The organism is Kineococcus sp. R86509 (genome assembly GCF_042466365.1).
Taxonomy (GTDB): domain Bacteria; phylum Actinomycetota; class Actinomycetes; order Actinomycetales; family Kineococcaceae; genus Kineococcus.
In genome coordinates this window covers 329,777-344,213 of record NZ_JAXHCE010000001.1, presented here as the reverse complement: position 1 = coordinate 344,213, position 14,437 = coordinate 329,777, and the positions used below count along the sequence as shown (strand labels likewise).

13 protein-coding genes are annotated in these 14,437 nt (G+C 72.7%); 8 read left to right on the top strand and 5 right to left on the bottom strand.

The features are described from left to right. Positions 1–25: 25 nt before the first annotated feature. Positions 26–172 (bottom strand): hypothetical protein, encoded by a 147-nt coding sequence (locus SJY07_RS01680; RefSeq protein WP_380156585.1) that lies wholly within the window; start codon positions 170–172, stop codon positions 26–28. A 54-nt stretch (positions 173–226) separates the two neighbouring features. Between SJY07_RS01680 and coaE the strand changes: the two genes are divergently transcribed. Together coaE and uvrB are read left to right on the top strand one after the other, a co-directional pair. After that, positions 227–1,378 carry a dephospho-CoA kinase gene (gene coaE, locus SJY07_RS01675; RefSeq protein ID WP_380156583.1) on the top strand — a complete coding sequence of 384 codons (1,152 nt, stop codon included), beginning with the start codon at positions 227–229 and terminating at the stop codon, positions 1,376–1,378. Positions 1,379–1,414: 36 nt separating this feature from the next. Continuing rightward, entirely contained in the window at positions 1,415–3,544 is a 2,130-nt protein-coding gene (uvrB, locus tag SJY07_RS01670) for an excinuclease ABC subunit UvrB (protein ID WP_380156581.1), read from the top strand. Here uvrB and SJY07_RS01665 read toward each other — a convergent pair. Beyond that, complete coding sequence (locus SJY07_RS01665) at positions 3,532–3,900, bottom strand: DNA polymerase ligase N-terminal domain-containing protein (RefSeq protein ID WP_380156579.1); 369 nt, start codon at positions 3,898–3,900, stop codon at positions 3,532–3,534. The two genes, uvrB and SJY07_RS01665, sit on opposite strands and share 13 nt — an antisense overlap. Before the next feature lie 25 nt (positions 3,901–3,925). Then, positions 3,926–4,498, bottom strand: a complete 573-nt coding sequence (locus SJY07_RS01660) for a MarR family winged helix-turn-helix transcriptional regulator (RefSeq protein WP_380156577.1) — start codon at positions 4,496–4,498, stop codon at positions 3,926–3,928. Between the two features lie 223 nt (positions 4,499–4,721). Here SJY07_RS01660 and uvrA point away from each other — a divergent pair, with 223 nt between their 5' ends. Next, positions 4,722–7,619, top strand: coding sequence for an excinuclease ABC subunit UvrA (gene uvrA / locus SJY07_RS01655; protein ID WP_380156575.1), 2,898 nt, complete (start codon positions 4,722–4,724; stop codon positions 7,617–7,619). Positions 7,620–7,971: 352 nt separating this feature from the next. Further along, a complete protein-coding gene (locus SJY07_RS01650) occupies positions 7,972–9,321 on the top strand; it encodes a protoporphyrinogen/coproporphyrinogen oxidase (RefSeq protein WP_380156573.1) in 1,350 nt (449 codons plus the stop codon). Between the two features lie 27 nt (positions 9,322–9,348). Here the strand turns inward: SJY07_RS01650 and SJY07_RS01645 are convergent, their stop codons facing one another. Next, positions 9,349–10,953 (bottom strand): methyl-accepting chemotaxis protein, encoded by a 1,605-nt coding sequence (locus SJY07_RS01645; RefSeq protein WP_328295976.1) that lies wholly within the window; start codon positions 10,951–10,953, stop codon positions 9,349–9,351. A gap of 192 nt (positions 10,954–11,145) precedes the next feature. Here SJY07_RS01645 and SJY07_RS01640 point away from each other — a divergent pair, with 192 nt between their 5' ends. Genes SJY07_RS01640 through SJY07_RS01625 form a run of 4 tightly spaced genes read left to right on the top strand, consistent with a single transcriptional unit; the run spans position 11,146 to position 13,223 of the window. Then, complete coding sequence (locus SJY07_RS01640; RefSeq protein ID WP_380156571.1) at positions 11,146–12,015, top strand: ABC transporter substrate-binding protein; 870 nt, start codon at positions 11,146–11,148, stop codon at positions 12,013–12,015. 45 nt (positions 12,016–12,060) lie between these two features. Continuing rightward, the gene (locus tag SJY07_RS01635; protein ID WP_380156569.1) at positions 12,061–12,420 is read left to right on the top strand and encodes a hypothetical protein; all 360 of its coding nucleotides are present in this window, start codon (positions 12,061–12,063) and stop codon (positions 12,418–12,420) included. A gap of 3 nt (positions 12,421–12,423) precedes the next feature. Beyond that, positions 12,424–12,909, top strand: coding sequence for an AAA family ATPase (locus SJY07_RS01630; protein WP_380156567.1), 486 nt, complete (start codon positions 12,424–12,426; stop codon positions 12,907–12,909). A 17-nt stretch (positions 12,910–12,926) separates the two neighbouring features. Further along, positions 12,927–13,223: a Smr/MutS family protein gene (locus tag SJY07_RS01625; protein ID WP_328295980.1), complete on the top strand. Its 297-nt coding sequence runs from the start codon at positions 12,927–12,929 to the stop codon at positions 13,221–13,223. Here SJY07_RS01625 and wecB read toward each other — a convergent pair. After that, positions 13,201–14,382 carry a non-hydrolyzing UDP-N-acetylglucosamine 2-epimerase gene (wecB, locus tag SJY07_RS01620; RefSeq protein WP_380156565.1) on the bottom strand — a complete coding sequence of 394 codons (1,182 nt, stop codon included), beginning with the start codon at positions 14,380–14,382 and terminating at the stop codon, positions 13,201–13,203. The two genes, SJY07_RS01625 and wecB, sit on opposite strands and share 23 nt — an antisense overlap. Positions 14,383–14,437 lie beyond the last annotated feature (55 nt).

Here is a 14,437-nt window from a genome sequence, read left to right as displayed (position 1 = left end):
CTTCGTCGTTCCCGGCGGGGCCGGGTCAGCGGCGCGACAGTCGGCGCCACAGGCTGTCCCGGCGCCGGTAGCCCGGGCAGTCGCACTCGCTGCAGTCGCTCCCGCGCCGGTAGTGCTGGTGGTGGACCGCGGGGTGCCCGCAGACGCAGAGGCGTTCGGGCTGTCCGCTCATCGCTTCCTCCGGCACTCGGGGGTTCCAGACTAGGTGATCCGTTAGGGTCCGACCGTGCTGAGAGTGGGCCTCACGGGGGGCATCGGGGCGGGGAAGTCGACCGTGTCGCGGTCGCTGGCGGCCCTGGGGGCCGTCATCGTCGACGCCGACCTGCTGGCCCGGGAGGTCGTCGCCCCCGGAACACCGGGTCTGGCCTCGATCGTCGAGCACTTCGGGACCGGGGTCCTGGGTGCCCGGGGTGACCTCGACCGTCCGTCGTTGGGGCGCATCGTGTTCCAGGACGCGCAGGCCCGGACGGCGTTGAACGCCATCGTGCACCCGTTGGTCGCGGCCCGACGGGCCGAGCTGGCCGCCGCCGCGCCGACCGACGCGATCGTCGTCGAGGACGTCCCGCTGCTCGTGGAGACCGGGGCGGCGCCCGGTTTCCCGCTGGTCGTCGTCGTCGAGGCGGACGTGCCGGAGCGGCTGCGCCGGCTCGTCGAGGACCGCGGGATGAGTCCGGAGGACGCCCGCGCCCGGCTGGCGGCCCAGGCGAGCGACGAGGAACGCCGGGCCGTCGCCGACGTCCTGCTGGCGAACCCGCGCCGCCCGGCGGGAGCGCCGGACCCCCTCGCGGGAATCGTCGGGACCCTCTGGCGGGAGCGGCTGCTCCCCTTCGAGGCGTACCTCCGCGCCCGCCGGTCCGCCGCCCGCGGGCCGGTGGCGCTCGTGGACCCCGACCCAGGTTGGGCGGCCGCCGGCGCGCGCACCTGCGCGCGGGTGTCCCGGGTGGCCGGGGCGCGGGCCCTCGACGTGCAGCACACCGGCTCCACCGCCGTCCCCGGGCTGGTGGGGAAGGACGTGATCGACGTGCAGGTCGTGGTCGCCGACCTCGAGACGGCGGCCGCGGTGGCCGAGGACCTGCTCGCCGTCGGGCTGGTCCGCGAGCCCGGGCGCTGGTGGGACCGGTTGCCCGGCGGGGGCGAGGTGGACAAGGCCCTGGCCTCCAACGCCGATCCCGGCCGGGCCGTCAACTGCCACGTCCGCCCGGTCTCCTCGCCCGCCGTCGCGCACGCGCTGGCCTTCCGGGACGCGCTCCGGGCCGACGCCGGGCTGCGCGAGCGCTACGTCGCGCTCAAACGGGCCCTCGCGGCGTCCACCGGCGACACCGAGGCGTACGCCGCCGGCAAGTCCGCCTTCGTCGACGAGGTGCTCGCGCAGCGCTGAGGGGCTCGTGTCGGAGGTCCCGCCTAGGCTTCCCCCATGCGGCCGACGACAGACATCGAGCGCCGGGTGGCGCCCTTCGAGGTGGTCTCCGAGTTCTCACCCTCGGGCGACCAGCCCGCGGCCATCGCGGAGCTCGCGAAGCGGGTGAACGCGGGGGAGCAGGACGTCGTGCTCCTCGGCGCGACGGGTACCGGCAAGTCGGCGACGACGGCCTGGCTCATCGAGCAGGTCCAGCGGCCCACCCTGGTGATGGCCCCGAACAAGACCCTCGCGGCGCAGCTGGCCAACGAGTTCCGCGAACTCCTGCCCAACAACGCGGTCGAGTACTTCGTCTCCTACTACGACTACTACCAGCCCGAGGCCTACGTCCCGCAGTCGGACACCTACATCGAGAAGGACTCCTCGGTCAACGACGAGGTCGAACGGCTGCGGCACTCGGCCACCAACTCGCTGCTGACGCGGCGCGACGTCATCGTCGTGGCGTCGGTGTCGTGCATCTACGGCCTGGGCACGCCGCAGGAGTACGTCGACCGCATGGTCCCGCTCAAGGTCGGCGACACCATCGAGCGCGACGACCTGCTGCGCAAGTTCATCGTCGAGCAGTACACCCGCAACGACCTCGCCTTCACCCGGGGCACCTTCCGCGTCCGCGGGGACACCGTGGAGATCATCCCGGTGTACGAGGAGCACGCGATCCGCATCGAGTTCTTCGGCGACGAGATCGACAAGCTCTACACGCTGAACCCCCTCACCGGGGAGGTCCTGCGCGAGGAGGAGCACGTCTACATCTTCCCCGCCTCGCACTACGTGGCCGGTCCCGAACGGCTGGAACGCGCCATCGGGACGATCGAGGCCGAACTCACCGAACGCCTCGCCGAACTCGAGCAGCAGGGCAAGCTGCTCGAGGCGCAGCGGCTGCGCATGCGCACCACCTACGACATCGAGATGCTGCGCCAGGTCGGTTCCTGCTCCGGGGTGGAGAACTACTCCCGCCACTTCGACAACCGGGCCCCCGGGTCGGCGTCGAACACCCTGCTGGACTACTTCCCCGAGGACTTCCTCCTCGTCATCGACGAGTCGCACGTCACCGTCCCCCAGATCGGGGGGATGTTCGAGGGGGACATGTCCCGCAAGCGGACCCTCGTCGACTTCGGGTTCCGCCTGCCCAGCGCCATGGACAACCGGCCGTTGCGCTGGGAGGAGTTCCTCGAGCGCACCGGGCAGACGGTCTACCTCTCGGCCACCCCGGGGCAGTACGAACTCTCCCGCGGGAAGGGCGTCGTCGAGCAGATCATCCGCCCGACGGGACTCATCGACCCGCAGGTCGTGGTCAAACCCACCAAGGGCCAGATCGACGACCTGTTGCACGAGATCCGGCTGCGCACCGACAAGGACGAGCGCGTCCTCGTGACGACGCTGACGAAGAAGATGGCCGAGGACCTCACCGACTACTTCCTCGACCAGGGCGTCCGGGTCCGCTACCTGCACTCCGACATCGACACCCTGCGCCGGGTGGAACTGCTGCGGGAGCTGCGTCAGGGCGAGTACGACGTCCTCGTCGGGATCAACCTGCTGCGCGAGGGCCTCGACCTGCCCGAGGTGTCGCTGGTGGCGATCCTCGACGCCGACAAGGAGGGTTTCCTCCGCTCGGCCACCTCGCTGATCCAGACGATCGGCCGCGCCGCCCGCAACGTCTCGGGCGAGGTCCACATGTACGCCGACCGCATCACCGCCTCGATGGAGCAGGCGATCGAGGAGACGAACCGGCGCCGGGAGAAGCAGGTCGCCTACAACCTCGAACGCGGGGTCGACCCGCAGCCGCTGCGCAAGCGCATCGCCGACATCACCGACCTCATCGCCCGCGAGGACGCCGACACCGCCGACCTCCTCGCCGCTGCGAGCCAGGGCGGCAGCGGACGGTCGCAGTCGCGCGGGAAGGCCCCGACCCCGGCGAAGGGCAAGGGTCGCAAGACCGCGCAGGGCGAGACGGCGGCCCCGCGCCCGGGCATGGCCCAGGCCGACCTCGCCCAGCTCATCCAGGAACTCTCCGACCAGATGCACGGTGCCGCCGCGGAACTGCAGTTCGAGCTCGCGGCCCGGCTGCGGGACGAGGTCGGGGACCTGAAGAAGGAACTGCGGGGGATGCAGGCGGCTCAGGGCGCCTGATCCTGGTCCTTCGTGAGGTGCAGCAGGAGGTTCCTCGCCTGTGGCCCGCCGGTGCGGATCAGCGCGTATCGGCGGGTCCCCCCGCGCCCGTGCAGGGCGAAGAGGGTGCGGCGCCCGGTGCGGTCCAGCAGTTCCCACCAGCCGGTGTCGGCGATGGCCTTGTCCTCGTCGGTGTAGGTGAGGTGGGCCAGGTCGTGGTCGGGAACGGCGATCGCCAGCCGGTCGGCGGCCGGCGACGTCGGCAGCCCCTTCGGCAGCGCCCACGAGCGCAGCACCCCGTCCTCCTCCAGGCGGAGGTCGTGGTGGCGACGGGGTCTGCGGTGCTCGTGCAGGACGAAGGCCGGCCGCGGCGTCACCTCCTGCGCCACCGCGAGCGCCGCGTCAGGGCGCGCCGGGCAGGCCCGGGACGGGGGAGACGCTGCCGGTCTCGGTGAGGTGGGCCATCAGCGTCTCGCCGATCCCGCGCAACTGCTCGAGCTGGGTCGGGGAGAGCTGGTCGAAGAGATCACGCCGCACGGTCTCCACGTGGCCCGGAGCGGCCTGGGCGAGGGCGGCGAAACCCTCGTCGGTGAGGACGGCGAGGTATCCCCGGCCGTCGGTGGGGCAGGCTTCGCGACGGACCCAGCCCCGTTCCTCCATCCGGGCCACGGCGTGCGAGACGCGGCTGCGGGAGGACAACGAGGACTCCGCGAGCTCGCTCATGCGCAGCGAGCGGTCCGGGGCCTCCGAGAGGCGCACGAGCATCTCGTAGTACGTGAGGACGATCCCGGAGTCCTGCTGCAGCTGCCGGTCGAAGCGGTCCAGCAGCAGCTGCATGGTCGACAGGAACGTCCGCCAGGTCACCTGCTCGTCGTCGTCCAGCCACCGGGTGCCCTCGCCCGCCACCGGGCCCGGTTCGGCGTCCTGCGACGCGGTGGTGCTCTGGACCTCGATCAGCGTGCCGGATGGTGCCATGTCCCCAGCTTATGCAGCGCTTTCAACTACCGCGTCCGCCGATCGGTTGACCCCGAGGTGGGCGTTCGGCACGGACCGGGCCCCCGAACGCCGTCCGAACACCGCGGAGGCTCGTGTCGGAGGTGACGCCTAGGGTTGCCCCGTGGCCACTCGCTCTCCCTCTTCCAGCCCTCGTTCTCCGGGTACCCGCGCGAAGACCGCCGCCAGCGCGGCGACACGATCGGTGACCTCCGCCCGGGTGGCCAACGACCGTCTCGTCGTGCGCGGTGCCCGTGAGCACAACCTGAAGAACGTCTCCGTCGACCTGCCCCGGGACAGCCTCGTCGTCTTCACGGGCCTCTCGGGTTCGGGCAAGTCCTCGTTGGCCTTCGACACGATCTTCGCCGAGGGGCAGCGCCGCTACGTCGAGTCGCTCTCGGCCTACGCCCGCCAGTTCCTGGGCCAGATGGACAAGCCCGACGTCGACTTCATCGAGGGGCTCTCCCCGGCCGTCTCGATCGACCAGAAGTCGACCTCGCGCAACCCCCGCTCCACCGTCGGCACGATCACCGAGGTCTACGACTACCTCCGTCTGCTCTACGCCCGCGCCGGACGTCCGCACTGCCCCGTCTGCGGGGAGCCGATCGGACGCCAGACCCCGCAGCAGATCGTCGACCAGCTGCTGGAGATGGCCGAGGGCACCCGCTTCCAGGTCCTCGCCCCGATGGTGCGCGACCGCAAGGGCGAGTACGCCGACCTCTTCCGCGAGCTGCAGACCAAGGGCTTCGCCCGCGCCCGCGTCGACGGCGAGGTCGTGGCCCTCGACAACCCGCCGACGCTGCAGAAGAAGCTCAAGCACACCATCGAGGTCATCGTCGACCGCCTCGTCCTCAAGGACGGTGTGAAGCGGCGCCTCACCGACTCCGTCGAGACGGCCCTCGTCCTCTCCGCCGGACTACTGGTCGTGGACCTCGTCGACGTCGAGGGCCCCGAGGGGGAGCGTCGCTTCTCCGAGAAGATGGCCTGCCCCAACGAGCACCCGCTGGACATCGACGACATCGAACCGCGGAGCTTCTCCTTCAACGCCCCCTTCGGCGCCTGCCCGGAGTGCACCGGCATCGGCACCCAGCTCGAGGTCGACCCCGAGCTCGTCGTCCCCGACGAGGACCTCTCGCTCAACGAGGGCGCCATCGCGCCCTGGGCCAGCAGTTCCGCCGACTACTTCCAGCGGCTCATGACGGCGCTCGCGGCCGACCTCACCTTCTCGATGGACGTCCCGTGGCGGGCCCTGCCCAAGCGCGCCAAGGACGCGTTGCTGCGCGGCAAGGACCACGAGGTCCACGTCCGCTACAAGAACCGCTGGGGGCGCGAACGTTCGTACTCCACCGGCTTCGAGGGCGTCGTCGACTTCATCAAGCGCCGCCACGGCGAGACCGAGTCGGACATGAGCAAGGAGCGCTACGAGGGCTACATGCGCGAGACGCCGTGCCCGGTGTGCCACGGGGCCCGGCTCAAGCCCTCGATCCTCGCGGTGAAGGTCGGCGACCGCTCGATCTCCGAGGTCTGCGCGATGCCGCTCGACGAGTGCTCGACGTTCCTCAACGCCCTGCAGCTCTCGACGCGGGAGAAGCGGATCGCCGCGCAGGTCCTCAAGGAGATCCAGGCCCGGTTGGGGTTCCTCCTCGACGTCGGCCTCGACTACCTCTCGCTCGACCGCCCGGCGGGCACGCTCTCGGGCGGGGAGGCCCAGCGCATCCGGCTCGCGACGCAGATCGGTTCCGGCCTCGTGGGCGTCCTCTACGTCCTCGACGAGCCGAGCATCGGGCTGCACCAGCGCGACAACCGCCGCCTCATCGACACCCTGACCCGGCTGCGCGACCTGGGCAACACCCTCATCGTCGTCGAGCACGACGAGGACACCGTCCGGGTGGCCGACTGGATCGTGGACTTCGGTCCGGGGGCGGGGGAGCGCGGTGGGGAGGTCGTGCACTCGGGCGACTTCAAGGGCCTGCTGGAGAACCCGCGCTCGCTCACCGGGCAGTACCTCTCCGGGGCCCGGGCCATCGAGGTCCCCGAGCAGCGCCGCCCGATCGACCCGGGCCGCAAGCTCGTGGTCACGGGGGCACGGCAGAACAACCTGCAGGACGTCACGGTCGAGTTCCCGCTGGGCTGCCTGGTCGGTGTGACGGGGGTGTCGGGGTCGGGGAAGTCGACCCTGGTCAACGACATCCTCTACACGGTCCTGGCCAACCAGCTCAACGGTGCCCGCCGGGTCCCCGGGCGGCACAAGGCCGTCAAGGGACTCGAGCACCTCGACAAGGTCGTGCACGTCGACCAGAGCCCGATCGGGCGCACGCCGCGCTCCAACCCGGCCACCTACACCGGTGTCTTCGACCACATCCGCAAGTTGTTCGCCTCCGCCCCGGAGGCCAAGCTGCGCGGCTACCAGGCCGGCCGGTTCTCCTTCAACGTCAAGGGCGGCCGCTGCGAGGCGTGCTCCGGCGACGGGACGCTGAAGATCGAGATGAACTTCCTCCCCGACGTCTACGTCCCGTGCGAGGTCTGCCACGGTGCGCGCTACAACCGCGAGACCCTCGAGGTGCACTTCAAGGGCAAGACCATCGCCGAGGTCCTCGACATGCCCATCGAGGAGGCCAAGGACTTCTTCGCGGCCGTCCCGGCGATCTCGCGGTTCATGACGACCCTCACCGAGGTCGGTCTCGGCTACGTCCGTCTCGGGCAGCCGGCGACGACGCTGTCGGGGGGCGAGGCCCAGCGGGTGAAGCTCGCCTCGGAGCTGCAGAAGCGCTCCAACGGCCGGACGATCTACGTCCTCGACGAACCCACCACGGGTCTGCACTTCGAGGACATCCGCCGTCTGCTCGGTGTCGTGCAGGGTCTCGTCGACAAGGGCAACAGCGTCCTGGTCATCGAGCACAACCTCGACGTCATCAAGTCCGCCGACTGGCTGGTGGACATGGGCCCCGAGGGCGGCAGCGGCGGCGGCAAGGTCGTGGCCGAGGGCACTCCCGAGGACGTCGCGGCGAACCCGGACAGCTACACCGGCCAGTTCCTCGCCGAGGTGCTCAAGACCCCGACGGCAGCGACCACGACGTCGCGTCGGCGAGCCCGCGCGAGCTGAGCCCCGCCTGTGGGCGGCGGGTGATCGGGGCTGCTGAGTGCCCCGATCACCTACTCTCCGTGAAGGTCCGGTGCCCTCCTCGGCAACTGCCGGTCACCGTCGAGAACGCTTCGTGTTTCTCGCGCGCAGATCGGGGGTTTGCCGTCCCGACGGTCGTCCCGCCTGCCACACTCCTCGTGATCACGCACGGATTCCGGGGGGTCTCCGCGCGGCACCGACCTGGGGGGGGGACGTTGAACGACACCGTGACCACGAGCACCGCACCGCCGCGGGGAGCCGCGGTCGAGGGACTCCTCACCGCGGGGACCACGGATCGTCTCGGGGAGAAGCACATGGGGCAGAGGAGTACGACGTGAGCGCGCTCGTCGTGGAGGGTGTGACCGGCCGCGCCGGCACCGACCAGCCGGTCGTCGTCATCGGGGCCGGTCCCGCGGGGCTGGCCGCCGCCGAGCACCTGCTGGACGCCGGGGCCCAGGTCGTGGTCGTGGACGGCGCCCCCGAGGCCGGTGGTCTGTCCCGCTCGATCGAGTTGTGGGGCCACCGCTTCGACCTCGGCCCGCACAGCTTCCGCTCCGACGCCCACCCGGAGTCGGTGACCCGGTGGCTGGACCTCGCCGGCGCCGTCGGCGGGGTGGAACGCACCCGGGCGCGGCGATCCGCCGTCTGGCGCGGACGCGTCGTGGGTTTCCCGCCCCGTCCCGGTCAGGTCCTGCGCACCGTCGGCGCCGGAGCCGCGGCCCGCACCGCCGGTGCCCGCCTCGCCGCGACGCTGAACCGCCGCGAACCCCGCACCCCCGTCGACGCCTACCAGGCGCTCGTCGCGAGCCACGGCCGCGCCGTCGTCGAGGAACTCCTCGTCCCCCACACCCGCAAGTACCTCGGGGCCCACCCCCGCGACCTGTCCCCGGCCTTCGCCGACGAGCTGCAGGGCACCCGCCGCGGCGGGGAGCGACCCGTCGAACTCCTCACCCCGAGCGAGGGGACCGGCGCCGTCTGGGACGAGCTGGCCCGTCGGCTGCGCGCCCGCGGCGCCCGGATCCTGCTCGGCACCACCGTGACCGGACTGAGCGCCACCGACGGCCGGGTCACCGCCGTCCGGGTGCGTGACACCTCGGCCAAGTTCTCGATCGCCGCCCGTGCCGTGGTCTCCAGCGTCCCCGCGCCCGTGCTGGTGCGGTGGCTCCCCGGTACCACCGCCCCGAGCGGCCCGTCGCTGCGCAGCCGCGACACCTACCTCGTCCACCTGCTCCTCGACGGTGACGTCGGCCAGGACAGCCACCACGTCACCGCCTGCGACGAGTCGCTGCGCGTCGGGCGCCTCTCCAACACCCGGGTCTGGCGTCCCGCCGCGTTCCGCGACGAACCCCGGACCGTCCTCTGCGCGGAGTTCTGGAGCTCCGGCGACGACGACCTGTCGGCCCGGACCGACCACGAGCTCGCCCAGCTCGCCATCGCGGAACTCCCCGCCTTCGGGGTGGACCGCGGTGTCCGCGTCCTCGACCACGACGTGCTCCGCCTGCCGCGCAGCGTGCCCGTGCCGACCCGCGGCGCCGAAGCGGCTCGCGCGCAGCTCGACGTCCAGCTCGACGCGTTCTCCAACCTCGCCCGGGTCGGACGCCACGGGCGCCACGACGGGATCGGGCCGGAGGACGCGCTGCTCGCGGGCCGCAGCATCGGCGCGCACGTCCTCACCACCGTCTGACGCACCCACGCGGCAGCGGTCGGGGACTCAGACCTGGAAGCTGCGGACCGCCTCGTCGAGGCGGGCGGCCGAGCGTGCGACCTGCTCGGCCGCGTCCGCCGTGCGCTGGGCATCACCCGTCGTGCGGTTCACGTCCTGCGCCATCCCCGTGATGGACCGGGTGACGTCGCTGGACCCGGCCGCGATCTCCTCGACGTTGCGGACCATCTCCCGCGTCGTCGCGGTCTGCTCCTCCACGGCGCTCGCGATCGTCGACTGGATCGCGCTGATGCGTTCCACGACCTCGTCGATGCGCCCGATCGCGACGCTGGCCGCAGCCGCGTCCTGCTGCGCCGCAGCGATCTTCGCGACGATCGTCTCCGACGTGCGCGCCGACTCGGTGGCGAGCTCCTTCACCTCGCTGGCGACGACGGCGAACCCCTTGCCGTACTCCCCGGCGCGAGCGGCCTCGATGGTCGCGTTCAGGGCCAGCAGGTTCGTCTGCTCGGCGATGGAGGTGATGACCTTCACGATGTCGCCGATCTCCGCCGACGACCGGGCCAGGCCCTGGACCGTGCGGGCCGCGTCCCCGGACGCCGCGACGGCGTCGTGGGCGACCTGGCTGGCCTCCGTGGTCGCCGCCGCGATCTGGGCGATGGCCTGTTCCATCTCCGCGCTGGAGTCGGCGACGGAACGGATCGTCACCGAGATCTCCTCCGACGCCGCCGATCCGGCGTCGGCCTGGGACGCCGTCCCCGCGGCCCGGTCGCGCAGGTCACCGGAGACGCCGGTCAGGTCCGCCGCGGACGCCGTCAGCTCGTCGCTGGAGCGCGCGACCTGGGACAGCAGGCCCGACATCCGGTCCAGGGCGGTGTTCAACGCCAGGGTCATCCGCCCGATCTCGTCGTGACGACCCACCTCGCCGCGCTGGTCCAGGCGCCCGTCGGCCAGCGCTTCCAGCACCGTCACCGTCGCGCGCAACCGACGGCGCAACGACGTCACGACCGTGAGCGCGACCACCGCCAGCAGAGCGGCGACGACGGCGGCCGTGACCAGCGTCAGCAGCTGCGCCTTGCGCCGGGCGCCGTCCGCCGCGGTGATGGCCCCGGCGCGGGCGGTGGACGCCTGCTCGCGGATCTGCGGCAGTGCCGCGGCGACCTTCGTGGCCTGCGCGGTGAACGCGGGCACGGCCTCGCGGGCCGCGACCTGACCGGGGTCGGTGACGTCGTGGTTGGCGAGGGAGACGACCCGCTGGCCCAGCGTGACGAGCTGCTCGGACTCGGTCAGCAGCTGCTCGGCGGCTGCGCGCGTCTGCGGGTTGCCCGCCGCGGCCAGCTCGCGCAACGCGGCCCGGAGCGCGACGGCGTCGTCGCCCAGCGCGGACATCGCCGCCTGCCGGTCGGCGGCGTTCGCGGCCACCACCGACACCAGCACGTCCGCGCGCAGGGCGGCCTGCTGCGCGTCGACGGTCTCGGCCAGGGTGGCGGCCCGCTCGGCCCGCACCAGCGTGGTCCGGGCGGAGTCCTGGCCCGCGGAACCGACGAGGCCGATGGTGCCCACGGCAGCGACACCCACCAGGCCGGTGACCGCGAGCAGCGCGACCCGGGTGGCGAGACTCGTCGAACGGCGGGGGGCAGCGGTCGTGCTGGACATGCGGGGGCTCCTGACCGGTCGGTGGGGACCAGACCCCACGAGGTTCGGCATCGGCGTCCCGTCGCGGTGACTGAACCGGTTGCGCCGAGGAAGCGACACCCGAACGGGTGAACGGGCCCACCGCCCCAGCTGCCGATGGACACAGCGGGGGCCCCACCGGGCCCCTTCGTCGCCGGAGTCCGAGGAGCCACCGTGCCCGCACCGCTGTCCCGATCCCGGGCGCTCACCGCCACGCTCGTCCTCGCGGCGACCCTGCCGGTCCTGGCCGGCTGCGGGGGAGACGCCTCCGCCACCGCCCCCGCGTCGACGGTCGCGGTCGACCTCCCCCTGCTCACGCCCGGGACGCTCACGGTGGCCACCGACGCCACCTACGCCCCGATGGAGTCGATGAACGGCACCGCGTTCACCGGCGCCGACATCGACGTGGTCACCGACCTGGCCCAGCGGATGGGCCTGAAGGTGACCTTCGTCCAGACCGGCTTCGACGACCTCATCGACACCGTCGGCGCGCACCGGGCCGACCTCGTCGTCTCCTCGATGACCGACCGCGCCGCCCGCCAGGAGAAGGTGGACTTCGTCGACTACTTCATCGCCGGCAGCCAGGCCATCGCCGCGGCCGGGAACCCCCTCGGCCTGGCCGCGCCCGACACGTGGTGCGGGCACACCGCGGCCGTCAACTCCGGTACCACCAACGGCGACCTCGTCGCCGCGCAGTCCGCACTCTGCACCGCCGCCGGGAAACCCGCCGTCGCCATCGTGGACGTCCCCAACGGCAAGAGCGCGGACCGGGTCGCGGCGGGTGCCGCCGACTTCGGCGTCGAGGACTACCCCTCGGCCGCCGACCTCGTCACCACCTCGAGCGGGGCGCTCTCCCTGGCCGGGGACCCGTTGCAGGCGGCGCCCTACGGCCTGGGGTTCGCCAAGGACCGCAGCGACCTGCGCGACGCCGTCCAGGTCGCCCTTCAGCAGTCCATCGCCGCCGGCCGCTACGACGAGATCCTCAAGGCCCACGGCCTCGAGGCCGCCGCCCTGCGCACCACCGCGATCAACGGCGGCGCCTGAGGTCCGGGGCTCCGGGGCCCCGGGGGTGAGGCCTAGGCTGGGCCCGTGAACACGACGTGGTGGCGCACCCATCCGGTGGGGCAGCGGCTCCTGGCGGTCCTGGTCTGCGAGGTCCTCTACCTGGGTCTCCCGGGCCGCGGGGTCCTCGCCCTGGTCTGGTTCGCGCTGGACCTGTGGCTGCTGCACCGCATCCGGCGCAGCAGCGGTCTGGCCTGGGTCGTGCTCCTCGCCCTCTCGGTCCTCGCCGGCGGCCTGGGGGTCGCCTCGCTCGTGGTGGTGGGGTTCGGGGTCGTGGCCCTGGCCGCCGTCGTGCTGAACGTCGCCGTCGCGGTCCTGCTCCTCACCCGTCCCGTCCGCGGCTGGGTCGCCCGTTCGGGGCTGATGTCGCTCCCGGGTGAGCACTGAGCGGTGGGTGTCCGCAACGTCCTCGTCGAAGGGGTCTCCGGCAGCGGCAAGACCTCGGTCTGCCGGGAGTTGCAGCGGCGCGGTCACCACGCCGTCAACGGCGACACCGAACTCGCGTACCAGGGGGACCCGGTAACCGGTGAGCCCACGACCGGTCACACTCACGACCACCACCTGTGGCGGGTGGACGCCGTACGGGCGCTGGTCGCGGACCGGAGTACCCCGGCCACCTTCTTCTGCGGGGGCTCGCGCAACCACGCGACGTTCCTCGACCTCTTCGACGCCGTCGTCGTACTCGACCTCGACCGCGCGACCCTGATCGCCCGCCTCGCCGCGCGCGACGACGAGTTCGGCGGGCGGCCCGAGGAGCGCGAGCTCGTCCTGCGGGTGCACGCCACCGGGGAGGATCTGCCGCGCGACGCCGTCCGGATCGACGCGACGGCCCCGCTGTCGCGGGTCGTCGACGAGATCCTCCGCCACGCCGGCTGAGGCCTCATCCTGGTGGGGTGCTCTCCCTCGACCTGCACCCCGTCTTCCGCAGCGGCCGCGACATCGACAACGCCCTGCGCACGTTCCTGCTGCGGGCCGCCGCGAGCGGCGGACCGCAGGCGGAGATCGTGTGTGGCAAGGGGTCCGGGCAGCTGCGTGAGCGGGTGCTGACGTTCCTGACCCAGCCCCACGTCCGCCGGTTGCACGCGGGCGCGGCGCCCGACCCGCACAACCCGGGTCGGGTCCTGGTGCGCTTCGAGCGCGCGGTCGGTCGTCCGGTCAGTCGTCCGGTCAGTAGGGAGCGACCAGCTTGACGATCGACTCGACGATGACCCGGCTGGCCGACCCGTCGCCGTAGGGTGAGGGAACGTCCAGCAGCGCGCGCGGGTCCTCGGCCAGCGCGGAACGCACCGCGGCACCCAGGCGCAACCCGCCCGGGACCAGCGTGGCGAAGGTCCCCAGCACCTCCTGACGTTCGGTGGACCGGCGCAGCACGAGCAGCCGCTTCTTCAGGACGCTGACCTCCTCCTGCACGCCGCCGGAGTCGGAGACCACGAGGCGCGCCCGGTCCAGCAGCGTCAGGAACTCCGCCGGCGGCTGCGGCGCGATGGTCGTGAAGGCCTCGAGGAGGTCACCGAGGCCGTTGCCGCGCAGGCGGTCCAGCGTTCGCGGGTGGGCCGGGAAGACGACCTGCAGGCCCTCGGCGACGACGCCGCGCAGTTCGGCGAGGACCTGACGCAGGACGGCCGGGTTGTCGACGTTCTCCGGCTGGTGGAGCGTCAGGAGGAGGTGGTCGCCGCGGATCCCGAGGCCGGCGAGGATCCGGTCCTGCTCCTCCTGCGCCGGCAGCAGCTGCTGGACGGACTCCACCACGGTGTTCCCGGTCAGCAGGATCCGTTCGTCGGAGATCCCCTCGGCGCGCAGGTGCGCGACGGCGGCCGGGGTCGGGGCGCAGCAGAGGTCGGCCAGGTGGTCGATGGTGACGCGGTGGTGCTCCTCGGGCGTCCGCCGGTCGAAGCTGCGCAGACCGGCCTCGACGTGCACGAGCGGCAGGTCGGCGGCGTTCGCGGCCAGCGCGCCCGCCAGGGCGGCCGTCGTGTCGCCCTGCACGACGACGCAGGAGGGCCGGTGCCGCGCGAAGGTGGCGTCGAGCGCGGCCACCGCCGCCCCCAGCTGGTGACCGCGCGAGGTCCCGCCCACGCCCAGACCGAGCGGGGTGGTGGCGAAGCCGAGCTGGGCCGTGACGTCGGACCACATCGCGGCGTCGTGGTGCTGGCCGGTGTGCACGAGCAGTCCGGCCCCGCCGAGCCGGCGCACCACGTCAGCGAGCTTGATGGCCTCCGGGCGGGTGCCGAGCACGACGGCGACCGGGCCGGGAGCGTCCTCGCCGACGGGGAACCCGAGCGGTCGCCGCAGGCCCCGCGGACGCTCGGGCGCGGGGAGGTCGGCGGAGCTCATCGTCGGGGTGGCCACGTACGGACGGTAGGCCGGTGGACACCCCCGGCGAGGTGCTTCCACCGCGATCCAG